This is a genomic window from Amnibacterium flavum (genome assembly GCF_003097495.1).
In the GTDB taxonomy this organism is placed as follows: domain Bacteria; phylum Actinomycetota; class Actinomycetes; order Actinomycetales; family Microbacteriaceae; genus Naasia; species Naasia flava.
In genome coordinates this window covers 865,711-885,700 of the sequence record NZ_QEOP01000002.1, presented here as the reverse complement: position 1 = coordinate 885,700, position 19,990 = coordinate 865,711, and the positions used below count along the sequence as shown (strand labels likewise).

The following is a 19,990-nucleotide window of genomic DNA, read 5'->3' as shown; positions in this document are numbered from 1 at the left end:
CGCCCGGGCGCCGTAGCTGATGGAAAACCCGTAGAGAGGATCAGACTCCCGCGCCGAAACGCGTGATCAGACCGAGGACGACGATGCAGGCGACCCACACGAGTCCGAGGATCACCGTGATGCGGTTGAGGTTCCGCTCCGCCACACCCGACGCGCCGAGGTTGGAGGTCACGCCGCCGCCGAACATGTCGGAGAGGCCGCCACCACGACCGCGGTGCAGAAGGATCAGCATGGTCAGCAGAAGACTTGTGATGCCGAGAAGGACCTGAAGTACAACCTCGAGGATCTCCATGCGCAGCCTTTCGTCGCGAGCGGCCCGCGGAGACGGGCCTAGAGCAGTATAGACAAATACGGGCCCGAGGCCCGGAGAACCGCGGGTGCGCGCCCCGAAAGGGGCGCACACCTCACGCGCCGACGTGCTTCTTGAATCGAACGATGCTGGCGAATTCGGCCAGGTCGAGGCTCGCGCCACCGACCAGAGCCCCGTCGACATCGGGTTCGCGGAGGAAGCCGGCGATGTTGTTCGCCTTGACCGATCCGCCGTACAGGATGCGGGTCGCGGCAGCGGCGTCGGCGGAGAGGAGCTCGCCGAGAAGCGCACGGAGAGCGCCGGCCACCTGCTGCGCCTGCTCGGGGGTCGCCGCCTGACCGGAGCCGATCGCCCAGACGGGCTCGTACGCCACGACGATGTCGGCATCAGCCGGGACACCCTCGAGCGCGACGCGCAGCTGACCGACCGGGACCGCGCTGGGACCGTGCTTCTCGAGGTCCTCGGCGGTCTCGCCGACGCAGATGACGGGGACGAGACCGTGGCGGAGAGCCGCCTTCACCTTGGCCGCCACGACCTCGTCGGTCTCGTTGTGGTAGCTGCGACGCTCGGAATGACCGATGATCACGTACTTGGCGTCGAGAGCTGCCAGGAACGCACCGGAGATCTCGCCCGTGTAGGCGCCCGAGTCCTGAGCGGAGAGGTCCTGGCCGCCGTAGACGAGGTCGTACTTGTCGGCGGCGACCAGGGTCTGCACCGAACGGAGGTCGGTGAACGGCGGGAACAGCGCCACCTCGGTGTCGCGGTAATCGTGGCCCGCGTCCTTCAACGTCCATGCGAGCTTCTGCACGAAGGCGATCGCCTGCAGGTGGTCGAGGTTCATCTTCCAGTTGCCCGCGATCAGCGGGGTTCTGTCGGTCACGCTTGCCATCCGAGTATCTCCAGTCCAGGTAGCTTCTTGCCCTCGAGGAACTCGAGGCTCGCGCCGCCGCCCGTCGAGATGTGTCCGAAAGCGTCGTCCTCGAAGCCGAGGGAACGCACGGCGGCCGCGGAGTCTCCGCCGCCGACGACCGAGAGTCCATCGACCTCGGAGAGTGCCTGCGCGACAGCCTTGGTGCCGGCGGCGAATGCATCGAACTCGAACACGCCCATCGGCCCGTTCCAGAACACGGTCTTCGACGATGCGACGACCTCCGCGAACCGCTTCGCGGTCTCGGGTCCGATGTCGAGACCGATGCCCGAGGACCCGAACGAGCCGCCCTCGATGTCATCGGCCGGACGTACCTCGTGGTCCGCGTCGGCCGCGAACTTCGATGCCACGACGACATCGGTCGGAACGATCAGGTCGACGCCGAGCTCGGCAGCGCGGTCGAGGTAGCCCTTGACCTTGTCGATCTGGTCGGCTTCGAGCAGGCTCGCGCCGACTTTGTAGCCGAGGGCCGCGAGGAAGGTGAAGAGCATGCCGCCGCCGATGAGCAGCGAGTCGACCCGGGGAAGCAGATGGTCGATGACGCCCAGCTTGTCGCTGACCTTCGAGCCGCCGAGAACAACCGTGTACGGCTTCTCCGGTGACTCCGTCAGCCGGTCGAGCACCTCGAGCTCGGTGGCGATGAGTGTGCCGGCTGCGCTGGGAAGCGCCTCGGCCAGCTCGTAGACGCTCGCCTGCTTGCGGTGGACGACGCCGAAGCCGTCGGAGACGAAGACGTCGCCGAACGCGGCGAGCTCGGCGGCATAGGCAGCGCGCTCCCCCGCGTCCTTGCTGGTCTCGCGCGGATCGAAGCGCAGGTTCTGCAGCAGCACGACGTCGCCGTCGACCTCGCCCGCGTCGGCGGGCGGGCCGTCGACGAAGGTCACCGGGCGGCCAAGAAGTTCGCCCAGCCTCACGCCGACGGGTTCGAGGCTGTACTTCGCGTCGGGCTTGCCGTCGGGACGGCCGAGGTGCGAGATGACGACGACCTTCGCGCCCCGCCCGAGCAGGAGCTCGAGCGTGGGCAGCGAGGCGCGGATACGGCCGTCGTCCGTGATCTGCCCGTCCTTCAGGGGGACGTTCAGATCGCAGCGGACGACGACCGACTTGCCGCTCAGGTCACCGAGGGTGTCGATGGTGCGGAGCGTCATGCGTTACAGGCGCGCGCCGACGTACTCGGTCAGGTCGACGAGGCGGTTGGAGTAGCCCCACTCGTTGTCGTACCAGGCCGAGATCTTGACCTCGTTGCCGAGGACACGGGTGAGACCCGCGTCGAAGATGGCCGAGTGCGGGTCGGAGACAATGTCGCTCGAGACGATCTCGTCCTCGGTGTAGAGGAGGTAGCCCTTGAGGTAGCCCTCAGCGGCCTCTTTGTAGGCGGCGTTGATCTCGTCGACGCTCACGGCGCTGTTGGTGACAACCGTGAGGTCCGTGATCGAACCGGTGGGAACGGGAACGCGCAGCGCGAAACCGTCGAGCTTGCCCTTGAGCTCGGGGAGGACGAGGCCGATGGCCTTCGCCGCACCGGTGCTCGTCGGCACGATGTTGAGAGCGGCGGCACGCGAGCGGCGCAGGTCGCTGTGAGGGCCGTCGTGCAGGTTCTGGTCGGCGGTGTAGGCGTGGACCGTGGTCATGAGACCGCGCTCGATGCCGAACTTGTCGTTGAACACCTTGGCCAGCGGCGCGAGGCAGTTGGTCGTGCAGGACGCGTTGGAGATGAGGTCGTCGACCGCGGGGTCGTAGTCCTGGTTGTTGATGCCCATGACGAACGTTGCGACATCACCCGAAGCGGGAGCCGAGATGATGACCTTCTTGGCGCCGGCCTCGAGGTGCTTACGGGCGTCGACGTCCTTGGTGAAGCGACCGGTCGACTCGATGACGATATCGACTCCGAGGTCGCCCCAGCCGAGGTTGGCGGGGTCGCGCTCGGCGAGGACCTTGATCGGCTTGCCGTTGACGACGATGGAGTCGCCGTCGAGCTCGACGGTCGCGTCGAGGCGGCCGGTGATGGAGTCGTACTTGAGCAGGTGGGCGAGCGCCTTGTTGTCGGAGAGGTCGTTGACCGCAACGATCTCGAGCTCACTCCCCTTGGCGAGAGCCGCCCGGAAGTAGTTGCGGCCGATGCGGCCGAATCCGTTGATGCCGACACGAACTGCCAACGAGAACTCCTGAGAACTGGGCGCAACACGCGCCATCGGATGAATCTGGGTGGGACCGGCGCGAGAAGAAATGTTTCCCGCGCCGGTAAAGAGCCTAGCGTTACGGCAGGATGACCAATCCGCTTCCGACCCCGCGGGCGGCGGCGAGACGATCTCCGATGTTCTGCCAGTCGACGATGTTCCAGAACGCCTTCACGTAGTCGGCGCGGACGTTCTTGTAGTCGAGGTAGTACGCGTGCTCCCACACATCGAGCATGAGGAGCGGGATGGTCACGGCGGGGATGTTGCCCTGCTGATCGAAGAGCTGCTCGATGACGAGCTGCTGGCCGACGGTATCCCAGGCGAGGATCGCCCAGCCGGATCCCTGGACGCCCAGCGCGACGGCGGTGAACTGCGCCTGGAACGTCTCGAACGAGCCGAAGCCGTCGGTGATCGCCGCGGCGATCTCGCCCTCGGGCCGGCCCTGGCTGTCGGGGGTGAGGTTGGTCCAGAAGATCGAGTGGTTGACGTGGCCGCCGAGGTTGAACGCGAGGTCCTTCGACAGCTTGTTGATTGCGGCGAAGTTGCCGGTCGAGCGGGCCTCCGCCATCTGCGAGATGGCGGTGTTGGCGCCCGTCACGTAGGTCTGGTGGTGCTTGCTGTGGTGCAGTTCCATGATCTGCGCGCTGATGTGCGGCTCGAGCGCCGCGTAGTCGTAGCCCAGCTCGGGCAGGGTGTACTCAGCCATAGAGTCTCGTTCTCCTCATCTCGGTCCTGGACGGCCGTGGAGGCTTCCTCCAGGAGTTCTTTCAGTCTAGATACCGCGAGCCGACGTCAAGCCACCTTGCCGGAAACATTCGGCTTCGGAGAACACTCGGACTCTTCGCACGAAGGGTGGCCCGTTCGGAAGCGCCTAGTCGAGATCGGCAGGGATGTTGGCGTCGGTGCCGGGGACGCCCGTCTCGGATGCTCGCTTGTCGGCCATCGCGAGAAGACGGCGGATACGACCGGCGACGGCGTCCTTGGTCATCGGCGGGTCGGCGTGATGGCCGAGCTCGTCCAGGCTCGCATCGCGGTGCGCGAGACGCAGCTCGCCGGCGTAACGGAGATGCTCGGGGATGCCGGGGCCGAGGATCTCGAGCGCGCGTTCGACCCGGGCGCAGGCGGCGACCGCGGCTTGCGCCGAGCGACGGAGGTTGGCGTCGTCGAAGTTGACCAGGCGGTTTGCCGTGGCGCGCACTTCGCGGCGCTGACGCATCTCCTCCCAGTTGCGACGGCTGGCGACGGCCCCCATGTGCTCGAGCATGTCGCTGATGGCCTCGCCGTCGCGGATGACGACGCGGTGGACGCCGCGGACCTCGCGGGCCTTCGCGGGCACCTTCAAGCGGTTGGCTGCACCGACGAGCGCCATCGCCGTCTCGTTGCCGGGGCAGGTCACCTCGAGGGCGGCTGAGCGGCCGGGGTCGGTGAGCGTGCCGCGCGCCAGGAACGCCCCGCGCCAGATCGCCTCGAGATCGTCGATCGACCCCGTCGTGAGCCGGTTGGGGAGCCCGCGGATGGGGCGTCGCCGTGCGTCGAGCAGACCCGTTTGACGGGCGAGCGTCTCACCGCCGTCGATGACCCGGACCACGTACGAACTGGCGCGGCGGGTGCCCGATGCCGAGATCACGGCGACATCGCCGCGTACCCCGTACAGCTCGGCGAGATCCTTGCGCACCCGCTTCGCGAGGCCGACCGAATCGAGTTCGGATTCGACGGCGATACGGCCGGAGATGAGGTGCAGCCCTCCCGCGAAACGAAGGATCGTCGCCAACTCCGCCGCTCGCACGCTGGTCTTGCCCACGTCGACCTTCGCGAGTTCTTCCTTGACGTCCGCGGTCAATGCCAAGCTGCTCGCCCTCCACCCGTTGATCTGTAGCCCCCAGTCTTACACCGCTCCGGGGACCTCATTCACGTCCGAGGTCTCGATGCCTCACCGTGACACCCACTCCTGGCAGCGAGCCGAGACGTTTCGCGAGCTCCTCGACGAGTGCGACGGACCGATGCCGCCCACCCGTGCAGCCGACCGCGATGGTCGCGTGCCGCTTGTTCTCGCGGCTGTACCCCGCGAGCACGGGCTCGAGCATGGCTGCGAACCGATCGACGAACTCTCCCGCGCCCTCCTGGGCGAAGACGTAGTCGCTCACATTGGAATCCAGTCCGGTCCCCGGACGCAGTTCGGGCACCCAGAACGGATTGGGCAGGAACCTCGCATCCGCCACGATGTCGGCATCCGTCGGAACGCCGTACTTGTGGCCGAAGCTCGTCAAGGTGACCCGGACTCCGGGGGTGTCCGCCTCGCCGAACAGCTCGGTGATGGTGCTCGCCAGCTGGTGGACGTTGAGCTCGGACGTGTCGACGACCACGTCGGCCGTCGCACGGATCTGCGCCGTGCGATCCCGCTCCGCCGTGATGCCGTCGAGCAGGGTTCCGCCCGCCTGCAACGGATGCGGTCGCCGGACCTGCTCGAAGCGGCGAACCAGTGCGGTATCGCTCGCGTCGAGGAAGAGCACGCGCATCTGGGTGCGGGACCGGAGCTCGCGGACGAGTTCATCGACCTCGGAGAATCGGGCGCCGCCGCGGACGTCGACGATGACGGCGATGCGGGGCAGGCTGTCACCCGCGTGCTCTGCGACGTCGATGAGAGGCAGGAGCATCTGCGGCGGAAGGTTGTCGACGACGTACCAGCCGACGTCCTCGAGAGCATTGCCGGCGGTCGTCCGACCCGCGCCGGACATCCCCGTGACCACCAGCACGGTCTGCGCCGCTGAGGCGGGCTCCCCCGCCGCCGGTGGACCGGAAGATGGTTCTGCGTTGCTCATCTCGACGCCGACCCCGATCTCATCTGACTCCCCAAGACTAGACGGCGGTGCGGCCGACGGGCACCCCCGCTCTGCCGGCTCAGCTGCGCAGGCGTTCGTAGACGGTCTGCGCGGTGGTCGGGCCCACGCCCTTGACCTCCATGATCTCCTCGACGGTCGCCTTCTTGAGCTTGGCGACCGAACCGAAATGACGGAGGAGATCGCGGACACGTGCCGGGCCGAGGCCGGGGATCTCGCTCAGCACACTGGTGATGTCGCGCTTGCGCCGGGAGCGCTGATGAGTGATCGCGAACCGGTGGGCCTCGTCGCGGATCCGCTGGATCATGAACAGCGCCTCGCTGTTGCGGGGCAGGATGACCGGGTAATCGTTGTCGGGCAGCCAGATCTCCTCGAGGCGCTTCGCGATGCCGCAGATCTGGATGCCCTCGATGCCCGAGTCGCGCATGGCACGTGCGGCCGCCTGCACCTGCGGCTGTCCGCCGTCGACGATGAGGAGGTTGGGACGGTAGGAGAACTTGCCCGGCTTCCGTGGCGCGGCCCCGAGCTCGTCGAGGTCGTCGCCCTCCTCGAGTTCCGACTCGAGCTCCGCGAGCTCCTCCCCCGCGGTCTCGCCGGCGTCGTCGCCGAGGATGTCCTGCGGGTCGGCGCCGACCAGACGATCCAGTTTGGCCTGCTCCTCGGCGGACTTGTCGAGGTAGGACAGGCGCCGCGAGAGCACCTGGTAGAGCGACTCGGTGTCGTCCGTCGAGTCGGCGACGTTGAATCGGCGGTACTGGTCTTTACGGGCGAGGCCGTCCTCGAACACGACCATCGAGGCGACGATGTTGGTGCCGGAGAGATGCGACACGTCGTAGCACTCCATGCGGAGCGGCGCATCGGCGAGGCCGAGCGCCTCCTGCAGGTCGGTGAGGGCCTGACTGCGGGAGACGTAGTCGGCGCTGCGCCTCGTCTTGTAGAGCGCGAGCGCCTGTTTGGCGTTGAGAGTGGCGGTCTGGAGCAGCGCCGCCTTGTCACCCCGCTGAGCGGCCCGCAGGTGGACGCTTCCGCGACCCCTGATCTGACTGAGCAGCTGTTCGAGCGCGTCGGAGTCGTCGGGCAGCTCGGGGACGATGATCTCCCGCGGCGGTGGCTCACCATCGTCGTACGCGCTCTGCAGAACCGAGTCGACGAGTTCGCCCAGCCCGACGTCGATCTCCTTGTCGACGACCCAGGAGCGCACACCCCGCACACGGCCGCCGCGGACCCGGAACTGCTGGACGGCAGCGGCGAGCTCGTCGTGCTCGATGCCGAAGACGTCGGCCTCGACCGTGTCGCTCAGCACGACCGCGCTCGACTCGAGCACGTTCTCGAGAGCGGAGACCCGATCTCGCAGGTCCGCCGCGCGCTCGAACTCCAGCGCCGCCGAAGCGGCCTTCATCTCGGCCTGCAGGCGGGAGATCATCCTCGGATCGGGGCTCGCCATGAATGCGACGAACTGGTCGACGATCGCGCGGTGCTCCGCGACCGACACCTTCATCGAGCAGGGACCGCCGCAGCGGCCGATCTGACCCGGGAAGCACGGGCGCCCCGTCTCCATGGCGCGCTTGTAGCTCGAGTCGGAGCAGGTGCGGATCGGGAAGGCGCGCACCATCTGCTCGATGGTCTCGCGGACCGCCCAGATCTTCGGATACGGCCCGAAATAGCGGGCGCCCGGGATGCGCCTGTTGCGGGTGACCATGACGCGCGGCGCCTCGTCGCCGAGGGTGACGACCAGGTACGGGTAGGTCTTGTCGTCGCGGAACTTGACGTTGTACGGCGGCGAGAACTCCTTGATCCAGGTGTATTCGAGCTGCAGCGCCTCGAACTCGCTCCCGACGGTCGTCCACTGCACGTTGGTGGCGTGGGTCACCATGTGTCGTGTCCGCTGATGCAGGGTGTGCAGCGGTGCGAAGTAGTTGCTGAGCCGAGCCCGCAGGTTCTTCGCCTTGCCGACGTACAGCACCCGCCCGGTGTCGTCGGAGAACCGGTAGACGCCGGGCTCGGTGGGGATCTCCCCCGCTTTCGGCCGGTAGTCGACGGTCGTAGTGCTTCGTGCGCTCATCGGGCTCGCGGGTCAGGACGCACGCGAGAGCGCGCTCTCGTCGCTGCCGTACAGCACCTCGGACAGGAACTTGCCCGTGTGGCTCTCCTCGACCGACGCGATCTTCTCCGGCGTGCCCGTTGCGATGATCGTGCCACCGCCGGACCCGCCCTCGGGCCCGAGATCGATGATCCAGTCGGATGACTTGATCACGTCGAGGTTGTGCTCGATCACGATGACGGTGTTGCCCTTCTCGACGAGGCTGTTCAGCACCTGGAGGAGCTTGCGGACGTCCTCGAAGTGCAGACCGGTCGTCGGCTCGTCGAGCACGTACACCGTGCGCCCGTTGGATCGGCGCTGCAGCTCCGTCGCGAGCTTCACCCTCTGCGCCTCGCCGCCCGACAGGGTGGTCGCGCTCTGGCCGAGCCGGACATAGCCGAGTCCGACATCGACGAGCGTCTTGAGGAACCGGTGGATTGCCGAGATCGGCTCGAAGAACTCGGCCGCCTCGGAGATCGGCATGTCGAGCACTTCCGCGATGTTCTTGCCCTTGTAGTGCACGGCGAGGGTGTCGCGGTTGTATCGAGCGCCCTGGCAGACCTCGCACACGACGTAGACGTCGGGCAGGAAGTTCATCTCGATCTTGATCGTGCCGTCGCCCTGGCAGTTCTCGCAGCGGCCGCCCTTGACGTTGAAGCTGAACCGGCCCGGCTGGTAGCCGCGCGATTTGGCCTCCATCGTCTCGCTGAACAGCGTGCGGATGCGATCGAAGACCCCGGTGTAGGTCGCCGGGTTGGAGCGCGGGGTGCGACCGATGGGGGCCTGGTCGACGTGCACCACCTTGTCGAGGTTGTCGAGACCCGTCACCCGGAGGTGCTTGCCCGGGACCTTGCGTGCACCGTTCAACCGGTTCGCCATCACCCGGTAGAGGATGTCGTTGACGAGGGTGCTCTTTCCCGACCCGCTGACCCCGGTCACCGAGGTGAAGACGCCGAGCGGGAAATCGGCGGAGACGTTCTTCAGGTTGTTCGCCTGAGCGCCGACGACCGACACCATGCGCTTCTTGTCGATCTTGCGGCGCTTCTTCGGCGTCTCGATGCTGCGCCGGCCGGCGAGGTAGTCACCGGTGATCGACTCCTTCTCCGCGAGGAGGGAGGCGTAGTCGCCCGAGTGGACCACCCGGCCGCCGCCCTCGCCCGCGCCCGGGCCGATGTCGACGATCCAGTCGGCGATGCGGATGGTGTCCTCGTCGTGCTCGACGACGATCAGGGTGTTCCCGAGATCGCGCAGCTTGACGAGGGTGTCGATGAGACGCCGGTTGTCGCGCTGGTGGAGTCCGATGCTCGGCTCGTCGAGCACGTAGAGGACGCCGGTCAGCCCCGACCCGATCTGGGTCGCCAGCCGGATGCGCTGAGCCTCGCCGCCCGACAGCGAACCGGCCGATCGGCCGAGAGTCAGATAGCTGAGTCCGACCTCGAGGAGGAACTCGAGTCGGACGCGGATCTCCCGCAGCACCTGGGCGGCGATCTTCACATCGCGGTCGTTCAGCGCGAGGCCGTTCACGAACTCGCTGGCGTTGGCGAGGCTCAGATCGGCGATGTCGGCGATGCTGCGGCCCTCGACGAGCACGGCGAGCACCTCGGGCTTGAGCCGCTTCCCATTGCACACCGGGCAGGGCACCTCGCGCAGGTACTCGGCCCAGCGAGCGCGCTGAGTGTCGGACTCGGCCTGCAGGTAGTTGCGCTCGAGGTAGGGGATGACGCCCTCGAAGCCCTGCGAGTAGGTGACCTCACGACCGAACCGGTTCTTCCAGCGGACGTGCACCTCGAAGTTGTTGCCGCGGAGGACCGCGTCCTGCGCCTCGGGCGACAGTCGGCGCCACGGCGTCGTCAACGAGAAGCCGAGATCTTTCGCGAGGCCCTTGAGCAGACGCTCGTAGTAGTTGTAGAGCCCCTTCCCCTGGCTGGTCCACGGGATGATGACGCCCTCTTTGATGCTCAGGTCGGGATCTCCGAGTAGCAGCTCGGCGTCGACGGCCATGCGGGTGCCGAGGCCCGAGCACTCGGGGCAGGCACCGAACGGGGCGTTGAAGGAGAAGGTGCGCGGCTCGATCTCGGTCAGCTGGATCGGATGCTGGTTGGGGCAGGACAGCTTCTCGCTGTAGGTGCGCCAGGCATCCTCGCCCTCCTGGTCGACGAAGTTGATCTGGACGATCCCGTCGGTGAGACGCAGGGCGGTCTCGAGCGAGTCGGTGAGCCGGGTGAGCAGGTCGTCGGAGGCGACGAGACGGTCGACGACGACCGCGATGTCGTGCTTGTACTGCTTCTTCAGCGTGGGCGGCTCGGTGAGCTGGATCATCTTGCCGTCGACCATCGCCCGGGAGTATCCCTTGGCGGCGAGCTCGCCGAAGAGGTCGACGAACTCCCCCTTGCGCTGCTGCACGACGGGGGCGGTGACCTGGTACCGGGTGCCGGACTCGAGCTCCATCAGCTGATCCGCGATCTGCTGAACGGTCTGCCGCGAGATGACCTCGCCGCAGATCGGGCAGTGCGGGACCCCGATGCGCGCCCAGAGCAGACGCATGTAGTCGTAGATCTCGGTGATCGTGCCCACGGTCGACCGGGGGTTGCGGTTCGTCGACTTCTGATCGATCGACACCGCCGGGCTGAGGCCCTCGATGAAGTCGACGTCGGGACGGTCGACCTGACCGAGGAACTGGCGGGCGTAGGCCGAGAGCGACTCGACGTAGCGACGCTGGCCCTCGGCGAAGATCGTGTCGAAGGCCATGCTCGACTTGCCCGAACCGGACAGGCCGGTGAACACGACGAGCGAGTCGCGAGGGATCTCGAGATCGACGTCTTGGAGGTTGTGTACGCGTGCTCCGCGCACGCTCAACTTGGGACCGGGAACGGGGGAAATCGGCACCGAATGAGTCTAGGTCGACCCTCCGACACCGGGGTCCGGTTTCGCTTGAAGGTGACTGCGGACGCGGCGCGTCGCCCCCGCAGCCACCTCGTCACCGAGCGGTCAGGTGCCCGGCCTTCGCCATCTGCCGCAGCTCGCTCTTCATGTCGTTGAGCTCGTCGCGCAGTCGACCGGCGAGCTCGAATTTCAGCTCGGCGGCGGCCTGCAGCATCTGATCGTTGAGGTCGGCGATGATCGACTCGATCTCGGCGGCACCCTTGGCCGCGATCCCCTCGTGGTTCTTGTCGCGGAGGTTGGGCGTCGGCGACCGCTTGCCCGACTGACGTCCGCTGAGGAGCTCCTTGGTGTCGGCGCCCTCGCGGATGATCTGGTCGGTGATGTCGGCGATCTTCTTGCGCAGCGGCTGCGGGTCGATGCCGTGCTCGAGGTTGTAGGCGACCTGCTTCTCGCGACGACGTGTCGTCTCCTCGATCGCCAGCGCCATCGAGTCGGTGAGCTTGTCGGCGTACATGTGCACCTGGCCCGACACGTTGCGGGCGGCACGTCCGATGGTCTGGATGAGTGAGGTCGACGAGCGGAGGAAGCCCTCCTTGTCGGCGTCGAGGATCGCGACCAGCGAGACCTCGGGCAGGTCGAGACCTTCGCGAAGCAGGTTGATGCCGATCAGGACGTCGTAGACGCCCTGCCGCAGCTCGGTGAGCAGTTCCACACGCCGGAGGGTGTCGACATCCGCGTGGAGGTAGCGCACGTTGACACCGGACTCGGCGAGGAAGGCGGTCAGCTCCTCCGCCATCTTCTTCGTCAGCGTGGTGACGAGGACCCGCTCGTCGCGTTCCGCGCGGACGCGGATCTCCTCGAGGAGGTCGTCGATCTGCCCCTTGCTCGGCTTGATGACGATCTCGGGGTCGATCAGACCCGTCGGCCGGATGATCTGCTCGACGAAGCCGTCGGCCATTCCCAGTTCGTAGCGACCGGGAGTCGCGGACAGGTAGACGGTCTGGCCGACCCGATCCTTGAACTCCTCCCACTTGAGCGGACGGTTGTCCATCGCGCTCGGAAGACGGAACCCGTGCTCGACGAGCGTGCGCTTGCGGGAGGCGTCCCCCTCGAACATGGCGCCGATCTGCGGGACCGTGACGTGCGACTCGTCGATCACGACGAGGAAGTCCTCGGGGAAGTAGTCGATGAGGCAGTTCGGAGCCTCGCCAGGGCGGCGGCCGTCGATGTGTCGCGAGTAGTTCTCGATACCGGAGCAGAAGCCGATCTGCTCCATCATCTCGAGGTCGAACGAAGTGCGCATGCGCAGTCGCTGCGCCTCGAGGAGCTTGCCCGCCCGCTCGAGCTTGGGCAGCTCCTCCGCGAGCTCCTCGCGGATCGTCTTGATGGCGCGCTGCATCGTCACAGGGCTGGCGGCGTAGTGGGTCGCGGGGAAGATCGACACCGCGTCCATCTGCTTGATGACCTCACCGGTCAGCGGGTGCAGGGAGTAGAGCGCCTCGATCTCGTCGCCGAACATCTCGATCCGGACGGCGTGCTCCTCGTAGACCGGGATGATCTCGACGGTGTCGCCCTTGACCCGGAAGCGGCCGCGCGAGAAGTCGTAGTCGTTGCGCTCGTACTGCATGTTGATGAAGCGCCGGACCATCTGATCGCGCGAGATGCGCTGACCCACCTGGAGGGCGACCATCGCCTCCAAGTACTCCTCCGCCGCGCCCAGACCGTAGATGCAGGACACCGTCGAGACCACGACGACGTCGCGGCGGCTCAGCAACGAATTCGTGGTCGAGTGCCGGAGCCGCTCGACCTCGGAGTTGATCGAGCTGTCCTTCTCGATGAAGGTGTCGGTCTGGGGGACGTAGGCCTCGGGCTGGTAGTAGTCGTAGTACGAGACGAAGTACTCGACGGCGTTGTTCGGCATCAGGTCTCGGAACTCGTTCGCCAGCTGAGCGGCCAGAGTCTTGTTGTGGGCGAGGACCAGCGTCGGACGCTGCACCTGCTCGATCAACCAGGCCGTCGTCGCGGACTTTCCGGTACCGGTCGCTCCGAGCAGCACCACATCGGTCTCGCCCGCGTTGATCCGCCCCGCCAGCTCTTTGATCGCCGCCGGCTGATCGCCGCTCGGCTGGTAGTCGCTGATGACCTCGAACGGACGCACGGCGCGAGTTGGCTGCATGCTCTCGAGTGTAAGTACCGCCTCCGACACGCCACCCGGAGTTCGCTGCAGGCTTGCCCCCTCCGTCGCGAGGCGCGAGTCGGCCGTGGCGGCGGAGCCTCATGCCGCATCGCGGTACGCGCTTCGGAGATGTTCCACGAGTTCCGGGGTGAGGGGATGCTCGCGGGCGGTGTGCCAGGCGAGGCTGACGGTGAGCGGGGCAGCTCCGACGAGCGGGAGGTAGCGCACTCCGGCTCGCGGGTACTGGTGACTCGTCGACGTCGCCGTCACGCCGACCAGGCCGCCTGCGGAGATCCGGTCGACCCATTCGTCGACATCACCGGTCCAGACGAAGCGCGGCGACCTGTCGAGGCCCGCGTCCCGCCACAGCGACGGCCCCGTCGTCCCCGTCTGGCGGTCGACGGCCACGACGAGGTCGAGCAGGTCGGCGAGCATCAGCTCCGAACGCTCGGCGAGCGGATCGTCGGCAGCGACCGCGCAGACCCGAGGCTCGCGGCCCACGATGACGGAGGTGTAGTGGCCTTCGGGGAGGCGGTGGCGGACGATCGCGACGTCGACGCGGGCATCAGCGAGCCCGGATGTCCGCTCGTTGTGCCGACGGAGCTCGAGCGGCGTGCCCGGATGTCGCGCGGCCCAACCTCGCAGAACGGGCGTCGTCAACGCCCCGAGGGCCGACCAGGAGTGGCCGACGAGAAGCGGCCGCTCCTCCTCCCGCACCGCCGCGTACGCCTGCCCCGCCGCTCGGAGCGTCGCACGCGCCTCCGGGAGCAGCCGGAGACCCGCGTCGGTCAGCGACATCGTGCGCGTCGTGCGCCGGATCAGCTCGGCGCCGAGCACTGCTTCGAGCGACGCGAGAGTCCTCGACACGGACGCCTGCGAGATTCCGAGCGCGATGGCGGCGTCGGTGAAGCCGCCCTCGTCCGCGACGGCGACGAAGGCGCGGAGATGGCGCAGCTCGAGATCCATACGCAAGAAGCATAAGTCTGACGTGTCATGCATTTCTCGATCGCTCCGACGGCCCGTAACGTCGGACCGTGGACGACAAGGACCGGCGCGGGGGCAGGATCGCCGCGGCGGGCCCGCTCGCATCCGCCGTCTCGGTTCAGTCCGGTGCCGCATTCGGCACCACCCTCATCCCCGTCATCGGTCCGGTCGGGGTCGTCGGCCTACGGCAGCTCTTCGCGGCCCTCGTACTGCTCATCCCGCTCATCCGCAGTCGGCGCTCGCTCCGCTGGCACGGAGTCCGAGCGGCACTGCTGCTCGGCCTGATCCTCGTCGTGATGAACATCACCATCTACATGTCGCTCGCGCGCATCGACCTCGGCCTGGCCGTCACTCTCGAGTTCCTCGGACCGCTCGCGCTCGCGCTCCTCGCATCGCGCCGCGCGCTCGACCTGATCTGCGGGATCGCCGCCGGAGTCGGGGTGTTCCTCCTCACGGGCACCATCGACGACGTCGACCCGATCGGAGTGCTCCTCGCCCTCGTCGCGGGCGCGGCATGGGCCGGGTACATCGTCACGGGTCAGCGCGTTGCCGATCGGATGAGCGGCACGCAGGGCACCGCGGTGGCCAGCGGCGTCGCCGCCGTCATCACCCTCCCGTTCCTCATCGCGGCGCTCGTCCAACTACCGGCCGACGAGTTCGTCCGGGTGCTGTCGATCGGCCTCGCCGTCGGGGTCCTGTCGTCCGCACTCCCCTATTCGCTCGACATCGCCGTCCTGCGGCGGATCCCGCGCGGCCTCTTCAGCGTGCTGCAGAGCGTGCATCCCGCCGTGGCCGCACTCGCCGGATTGGTGATCCTCGGGCAGACGCTCGGACTGCTCCAGGTGATCGGTCTCGCGGCGATCAGCGCCGCCAATGCCGCTGCCGTGCTCGGCTCCGCTCGACGCGAGCGCCTCGCCCGCCGGGCGGAACAGGCCCTGCTCGCCTGACCGACGCACCCGCGCCGATCGAGGCGCTCAGCGTCGGGCGGTCGCGACGAGCTCGGGCCACAGCTCGTCGACGGCGCTCAGGGTCTCCCCCAGGGTTCGCGAGGAGTCGACGACGTGATCGGCCATCGCCAGCCGTTCCGCGTCGGTGGCCTGCGCCGCGACACGTCTCTCCGCATCGTCCCGGCTCATACCGCGCAGCTCGACCATCCTCCGGATCCGCTCGTCGGCGGGTGCGTGCACCACGACCACCGCGTCGAACTCCGCGCGTCCTCGCGCTTCGGCGAGAAGCGGCACGTCGTAGACCACGACCGCGCCCGGGTCGGCGGCGAAAGCGGCGGTGAAGAGCTCGTGCGAGAGCCGTCCGACCTCGGGGTGCACGATCGCGTTGAGGCGCTGACGGGCGGTGGAGTCGGCGAATACCACGGCTCCCAGTCGAGCCCGATCGAGTGAGCCGTCGGCGGCGAGGATCTCGGGGCCGAACTCGCGGGCTACCGCCTCGAGCCCCGGACTCCCCGGCTCGACGGCGACGCGGGCCAGGGCGTCGGCGTCCACGACGACGGCGCCCAGGGCCTGCAGGCGGGCGGCGACAGTGGACTTGCCCGACGCGATGCCGCCGGTGAGCGCGATGAGAGGCACCCGCCCAAACTACCCGCGCACTGCTGCAGGATCGACGAGCAGGGCCGTCCTGCGTCGCGAGCGGCGGAGGATCAGCCCGATGGCCACGGCGGCCAGCGCCGGGACGGTCCCCGAGATGATCATCCCGACATGCGCACCGTAGGCCTGCACGATCCACCCCATGACCGGTCCGCCGATGGCCTGGCCTCCCAGCAGCAGCAGGATGTAGAGGGACATCACCCGACCCCGGATGCTGGGGTTGCTCGAGAGCTGCACGAGCGCGTTCGCGCCGGTGATGAACAGCAGATTCAGCACCCCGATGGCGAACAGGGCGAGGCAGAACGCGAACTCGACGGGCATGAGTCCCCCGAGAGCCTGGAGAAGCGCGAACAGGCCCGCCGCGATGAGGACGGTGCGCAGCCGGAGGCTCGCCCGGCGTGTCGACGCGATCGCACCGACCAGGGCGCCGGCGGCGAGGACGGAGTTGTACAGTCCGTAGCCGCCCGCTCCCGTGTGGAAGACGTCATCCGCGAAGGCCGCGAGGAGGACGGGCATCGTGAACGCGAAGACGGCCAGGACGCCGACCATGACCAGGGTCCAGAGGATCTCCGGCTTCGCCAGCACGTAGACGAGGGCCTCCTTCAGCTGGCCGCGGGCACGCTGGACCGCGGGAGCGGGCAGGAGGTCGGAGGTGCGCAGGCAGAGGAGCACGGTCACCACGACGAGGCATGCCGCGGCGTTGATCGCGAATGACCACCCGGCGCCGACCGAGAGGAGGAGGGCACCGCTCACGGCGGGCCCGATGAGCCCGCCGAGCTGGAAGATCGACGCGTTGAGGCTGATCGCATTCGTCAGGTGGCGGTGTCCGACGACCTCGCTGACGAAGACCTGACGCGCGGGGTTGTCGACGACGGTGACGAAGCCCGAGGCGAGGGCGATCACCCAGATGTGCCAGACCTGGATCGTGCCGGTGAGGGCGAGCACGGCGAGACCGGCGCTCAGCAGGGCGCTCACCGCCTGCGTCACCATGAGCAGGGTGCGCTTCGGGAAGCGGTCGACGATCAGGCCGCCGAGCATGCCGAACAGCAGCATGGGCGCGAACTGCATCGCGACGGTGATCCCCACGGCGGCGACGTTCCCGGACAGCTGGAGGACCAGCCAGTCCTGGGAGACCCGCTGGATCCAGATCGCGGTCATCGCGATGAGGTGCGAGAAGGCGAAGAGCCGGTAGTTGGGCACCGAGAGGGCGATGAGGGTGTGCCGCCATGGCGGTCGTCGCTCGAGAACGGGGATGGGAGCAGTTGCGGTGTTCGAGTAAGTGGTCACGTGTGTTTCTGATGTTCCGATGCGTTACGTATAAGTAGAGGTCCTGAGCGGACCCTTTCGACGGTACCCGCGAGCTGTCCATTGCGCAGATAGATTGAACTATCACTCGCATTGGATTTTCGAATGGAGCGTCGTGCTCGATCCCGTTCTTCTTCAGAGCTTCCTCGCGGTCGCCGACACCTCGAGCTTCACGGGCGCCGCTGCCCGCTTGAGGATCAGCCAGCCGACCGTCAGCCAGCACGTCCGGAAACTCGAGGAGGCCGTGGGACGACGCCTGTTCGTCAGGGACTCCCGCGAGGTTCGGCTCACCGACAACGGCGACGCGATGGCCGGATTCGCCCGGGCGATCCTCGCCGCCGAGGCCGCGGCGGAGAGCTACTTCGGAGGGGCCGCGATGCAGGGCCGGCTCCGGTTCGGAGCGGCCGACGACCTCGCGACCACCCAGCTCCCCCGGATCCTGCGCCAGTTCAGGGCGCTGCACCCGCGCGTCAACCTCGAGCTCACCGTCAACCAGAGCGATCCGTTGCGGCGGCGCCTCGCCGCGGGCCACCTCGATCTGATCTTCGTGAAGGAGCTGCCGGGCACGACCGATGGCACATTCGTCAGCCGGGAGTCGATGGTCTGGGTGGCCGAGGAGCGGACCGTCCTCGAATCCGCGGACCCGGTCCCGCTCGTCGTCTACCAGTCGCCGAGCATCAGCCGGCAGGCCGCCATCGACGCCCTCGAGGCGGCGGGGAGGACGTGGCGGATCACCTGCAGCGTCCGCGAGGTGAACGGTCTCCTCGCGGCCGTGCGAGCGGGGCTGGGCCTTGCCGTGTTCCCGCACTCCCTGCTGCCGGCCGACCTGGTGAAGGTCAGTCGGCGATTCGACCTCCCCGACGTGGGAGAGGTGGAGTTCCGCCTGCACTCGAACCCTCTTGCGGCTCGCGAGCCCCTCGAGGCGCTCACCGCCGCCATCACCGCGCAATCCATCATGCGCTGACGGCGGGCCCTGCCGGGCCCGTCGCGGCCGGAGTCGCGGATCGACGACGAAGGGCCGGATGCCTCGGCATCCGGCCCTTCGTGTATCGCGTGATCAGGTCAGCGGCTGCTGCCGCTCATCCGGACGCTGGTGCGATCAGTTGTTGCTGCTGAGACGCTCGCGCAGAGCCGCAAGCGACTCGTCGTCGGCGAGGGTTCCCGCACCGCGGCTGTCGCTCGAGAACGACGACGATGCCGCCGAGCTCTCGGACGAGGAGCTGCTGCTGGAGGTGATGCCGGCCGCCTCGTCGGCGATGCCGTTGAGGATCTGCTCCTTGTGGAGCTCCCAACGGGCCTGCGCCTCGGCGTAGTCCTGCTCCCACTTCGCGCGCTGCTCGTCGAAGCCTTCCTTCCAGTCGCCGGTCTCCTGGTCGAAGCCCTCGGGGAACTTGTACTCCCCGCGGTCGTCGTACTCGGTCGGCATTCCGTAGAGCGCCGCGAGTCCGGAGTCGAACTCCTGGTTGGAGGGGTCGATCGCCTCGGCAGCCTGCTTGAGGCTGAGCGAGATGCGGCGACGCTCGAGGTCGATGTCGATGATGCGGACGAAGACCTCGTCGCCGACCGACACGACCTGCTCGGCGAGCTCGACGTGCTTGTTCGACAGCTCGGAGATGTGGACGAGACCCTCGATGCCGTCGGCGACGCGGACGAACGCACCGAACGGAACCAGCTTGGTGACCTTGCCCGGTGCGATCTGGCCGATCGCGTGGGTGCGGGCGAAGACCTGCCACGGGTCCTCCTGCGTCGCCTTGAGCGACAGGGAGACGCGCTCGCGGTCGAGCTCGACGGAGAGCACCTCGACGGTGACTTCCTGACCGACCTCGACGACCTCGCTGGCGTGCTCGATGTGCTTCCAGCTGAGCTCGGAGACGTGGACCAGACCGTCGACGCCGCCCAGGTCGACGAACGCACCGAAGTTGACGATCGACGAGATGACGCCCTTGCGGACCTGTCCCGGGTGGAGGTTGGCGAGGAAGGTGCTGCGGCTCTCGGACTGCGTCTGCTCGAGCAGGGCGCGGCGCGACAGCACGACGTTGTTGCGGTTCTTGTCCAGTTCGAGGATCTTGGCCTCGAGCTCCTGGCCCAGGTAGGGGGTCAGGTCGCGGACACGGCGGAGCTCGATGAGCGATGCGGGGAGGAAGCCGCGCAGGCCGATGTCGACGATGAGGCCACCCTTGACGACCTCGATGACCGTACCGGTGACGACACCGTCGGCCTCCTTGATCTTCTCGACGTCGCCCCATGCGCGCTCGTACTGAGCCCGCTTCTTGGACAGGATGAGGCGGCCTTCCTTGTCCTCCTTCTGGAGAACGAGGGCTTCGACCGTGTCGCCCACGTTGACGACCTCGTTGGGGTCGACATCGTGCTTGATGGAGAGCTCGCGGGAGGGGATGACACCCTCGGTCTTGTAACCGACATCGAGGAGAACCTCGTCGCGGTCGATCTTGACGACAGTGCCCTCGATCAGATCTCCGTCGTTGAAGAACTTGAGGGTCGCTTCGACCGCTGCGAGGAAGTCTTCAGCAGATCCGATGTCGTTGATGGCGACCTGCTTGGCTGCCGGGGCGGTCGTGGTGGTTGACATGTAGTAGAAACTCCAGAGGTGGACATGGTGTTAGGCCACAGGGCGAGACGGCGGTATGCCGAGCGCTCGTGACGAGCGGATGTGGTGACGCGCAGAAACCCGTGGGCGCAGACGCAACACGT

Annotated in this window: 16 protein-coding genes; 2 read left to right on the top strand and 14 right to left on the bottom strand. The window is 67.6% G+C overall.

From position 1 onward, the window contains the following. Window positions 1-40 precede the first annotated feature (40 nt). The 11 genes from secG to DDQ50_RS11800 all read right to left on the bottom strand — a co-directional run bounded on the left by secG (window position 41) and on the right by DDQ50_RS11800 (window position 14,357). Window positions 41-292 carry a preprotein translocase subunit SecG gene (gene secG, locus DDQ50_RS11850; protein ID WP_116756916.1) on the bottom strand — a complete coding sequence of 84 codons (252 nt, stop codon included), beginning with the start codon at window positions 290-292 and terminating at the stop codon, window positions 41-43. Between the two features lie 112 nt (window positions 293-404). Continuing rightward, on the bottom strand, window positions 405-1,199 hold the full coding sequence (gene tpiA, locus DDQ50_RS11845) for a triose-phosphate isomerase (RefSeq protein ID WP_116756915.1): 795 nt from the start codon (window positions 1,197-1,199) through the stop codon (window positions 405-407). Further along, window positions 1,187-2,386 carry a phosphoglycerate kinase gene (locus DDQ50_RS11840; RefSeq protein WP_116756914.1) on the bottom strand — a complete coding sequence of 400 codons (1,200 nt, stop codon included), beginning with the start codon at window positions 2,384-2,386 and terminating at the stop codon, window positions 1,187-1,189. Before DDQ50_RS11840 ends, tpiA begins: the two co-directional genes overlap by 13 nt. A 3-nt stretch (window positions 2,387-2,389) precedes the next feature. Next, complete coding sequence (gene gap / locus DDQ50_RS11835; RefSeq protein ID WP_116756913.1) at window positions 2,390-3,394, bottom strand: type I glyceraldehyde-3-phosphate dehydrogenase; 1,005 nt, start codon at window positions 3,392-3,394, stop codon at window positions 2,390-2,392. 100 nt (window positions 3,395-3,494) lie between these two features. Further along, a complete protein-coding gene (locus DDQ50_RS11830; RefSeq protein WP_116756912.1) occupies window positions 3,495-4,121 on the bottom strand; it encodes a superoxide dismutase in 627 nt (208 codons plus the stop codon). A gap of 165 nt (window positions 4,122-4,286) precedes the next feature. Next, the gene (gene whiA / locus DDQ50_RS11825) at window positions 4,287-5,261 is read right to left on the bottom strand and encodes a DNA-binding protein WhiA (protein ID WP_116756911.1); all 975 of its coding nucleotides are present in this window, start codon (window positions 5,259-5,261) and stop codon (window positions 4,287-4,289) included. A gap of 58 nt (window positions 5,262-5,319) precedes the next feature. Continuing rightward, the gene (rapZ, locus tag DDQ50_RS11820; RefSeq protein WP_116756910.1) at window positions 5,320-6,234 is read right to left on the bottom strand and encodes an RNase adapter RapZ; all 915 of its coding nucleotides are present in this window, start codon (window positions 6,232-6,234) and stop codon (window positions 5,320-5,322) included. 79 nt (window positions 6,235-6,313) lie between these two features. Then, window positions 6,314-8,314, bottom strand: a complete 2,001-nt coding sequence (gene uvrC / locus DDQ50_RS11815) for an excinuclease ABC subunit UvrC (protein ID WP_116756909.1) — start codon at window positions 8,312-8,314, stop codon at window positions 6,314-6,316. Between the two features lie 12 nt (window positions 8,315-8,326). Continuing rightward, on the bottom strand, window positions 8,327-11,218 hold the full coding sequence (gene uvrA / locus DDQ50_RS11810; RefSeq protein ID WP_116756908.1) for an excinuclease ABC subunit UvrA: 2,892 nt from the start codon (window positions 11,216-11,218) through the stop codon (window positions 8,327-8,329). A 91-nt stretch (window positions 11,219-11,309) separates the two neighbouring features. Beyond that, on the bottom strand, window positions 11,310-13,391 hold the full coding sequence (gene uvrB / locus DDQ50_RS11805) for an excinuclease ABC subunit UvrB (RefSeq protein ID WP_116756907.1): 2,082 nt from the start codon (window positions 13,389-13,391) through the stop codon (window positions 11,310-11,312). Between the two features lie 99 nt (window positions 13,392-13,490). Further along, the gene (locus DDQ50_RS11800; protein ID WP_165829795.1) at window positions 13,491-14,357 is read right to left on the bottom strand and encodes a LysR family transcriptional regulator; all 867 of its coding nucleotides are present in this window, start codon (window positions 14,355-14,357) and stop codon (window positions 13,491-13,493) included. A 68-nt stretch (window positions 14,358-14,425) separates the two neighbouring features. Between DDQ50_RS11800 and DDQ50_RS11795 the strand changes: the two genes are divergently transcribed. Then, window positions 14,426-15,322, top strand: coding sequence for an EamA family transporter (locus DDQ50_RS11795; protein WP_133245963.1), 897 nt, complete (start codon window positions 14,426-14,428; stop codon window positions 15,320-15,322). Window positions 15,323-15,349: 27 nt separating this feature from the next. Here DDQ50_RS11795 and coaE read toward each other — a convergent pair whose 3' ends face one another. Both coaE and DDQ50_RS11785 read right to left on the bottom strand, forming a co-directional pair. Next, complete coding sequence (coaE, locus tag DDQ50_RS11790) at window positions 15,350-15,958, bottom strand: dephospho-CoA kinase (protein ID WP_116756904.1); 609 nt, start codon at window positions 15,956-15,958, stop codon at window positions 15,350-15,352. A gap of 9 nt (window positions 15,959-15,967) precedes the next feature. Continuing rightward, complete coding sequence (locus DDQ50_RS11785) at window positions 15,968-17,263, bottom strand: MFS transporter (RefSeq protein WP_240614351.1); 1,296 nt, start codon at window positions 17,261-17,263, stop codon at window positions 15,968-15,970. A 133-nt stretch (window positions 17,264-17,396) separates the two neighbouring features. On the opposite strand from DDQ50_RS11785, the gene DDQ50_RS11780 reads away from it, so the two are divergent. Beyond that, window positions 17,397-18,245 (top strand): LysR substrate-binding domain-containing protein, encoded by an 849-nt coding sequence (locus DDQ50_RS11780; protein ID WP_116756903.1) that lies wholly within the window; start codon window positions 17,397-17,399, stop codon window positions 18,243-18,245. A 135-nt stretch (window positions 18,246-18,380) separates the two neighbouring features. Here the strand turns inward: DDQ50_RS11780 and rpsA are convergent, their stop codons facing one another. Continuing rightward, window positions 18,381-19,868, bottom strand: coding sequence for a 30S ribosomal protein S1 (gene rpsA / locus DDQ50_RS11775; protein WP_116756902.1), 1,488 nt, complete (start codon window positions 19,866-19,868; stop codon window positions 18,381-18,383). Between the last annotated feature and the right edge of the window lie 122 nt (window positions 19,869-19,990).

Coding starts and splice junctions, on each gene's coding strand:
- rapZ (WP_116756910.1), bottom strand. CDS start 6,234: ATGAGCAACGCAGAACCATCTTCCGGTCCACCGGCGGCGGGGGAGCCC.
- secG (WP_116756916.1), bottom strand. CDS start 292: ATGGAGATCCTCGAGGTTGTACTTCAGGTCCTTCTCGGCATCACAAGT.
- tpiA (WP_116756915.1), bottom strand. CDS start 1,199: ATGGCAAGCGTGACCGACAGAACCCCGCTGATCGCGGGCAACTGGAAG.
- DDQ50_RS11830 (WP_116756912.1), bottom strand. CDS start 4,121: ATGGCTGAGTACACCCTGCCCGAGCTGGGCTACGACTACGCGGCGCTC.
- DDQ50_RS11840 (WP_116756914.1), bottom strand. CDS start 2,386: ATGACGCTCCGCACCATCGACACCCTCGGTGACCTGAGCGGCAAGTCG.
- uvrB (WP_116756907.1), bottom strand. CDS start 13,391: ATGCAGCCAACTCGCGCCGTGCGTCCGTTCGAGGTCATCAGCGACTAC.
- rpsA (WP_116756902.1), bottom strand. CDS start 19,868: ATGTCAACCACCACGACCGCCCCGGCAGCCAAGCAGGTCGCCATCAAC.
- uvrC (WP_116756909.1), bottom strand. CDS start 8,314: ATGAGCGCACGAAGCACTACGACCGTCGACTACCGGCCGAAAGCGGGG.
- DDQ50_RS11800 (WP_165829795.1), bottom strand. CDS start 14,357: ATGGATCTCGAGCTGCGCCATCTCCGCGCCTTCGTCGCCGTCGCGGAC.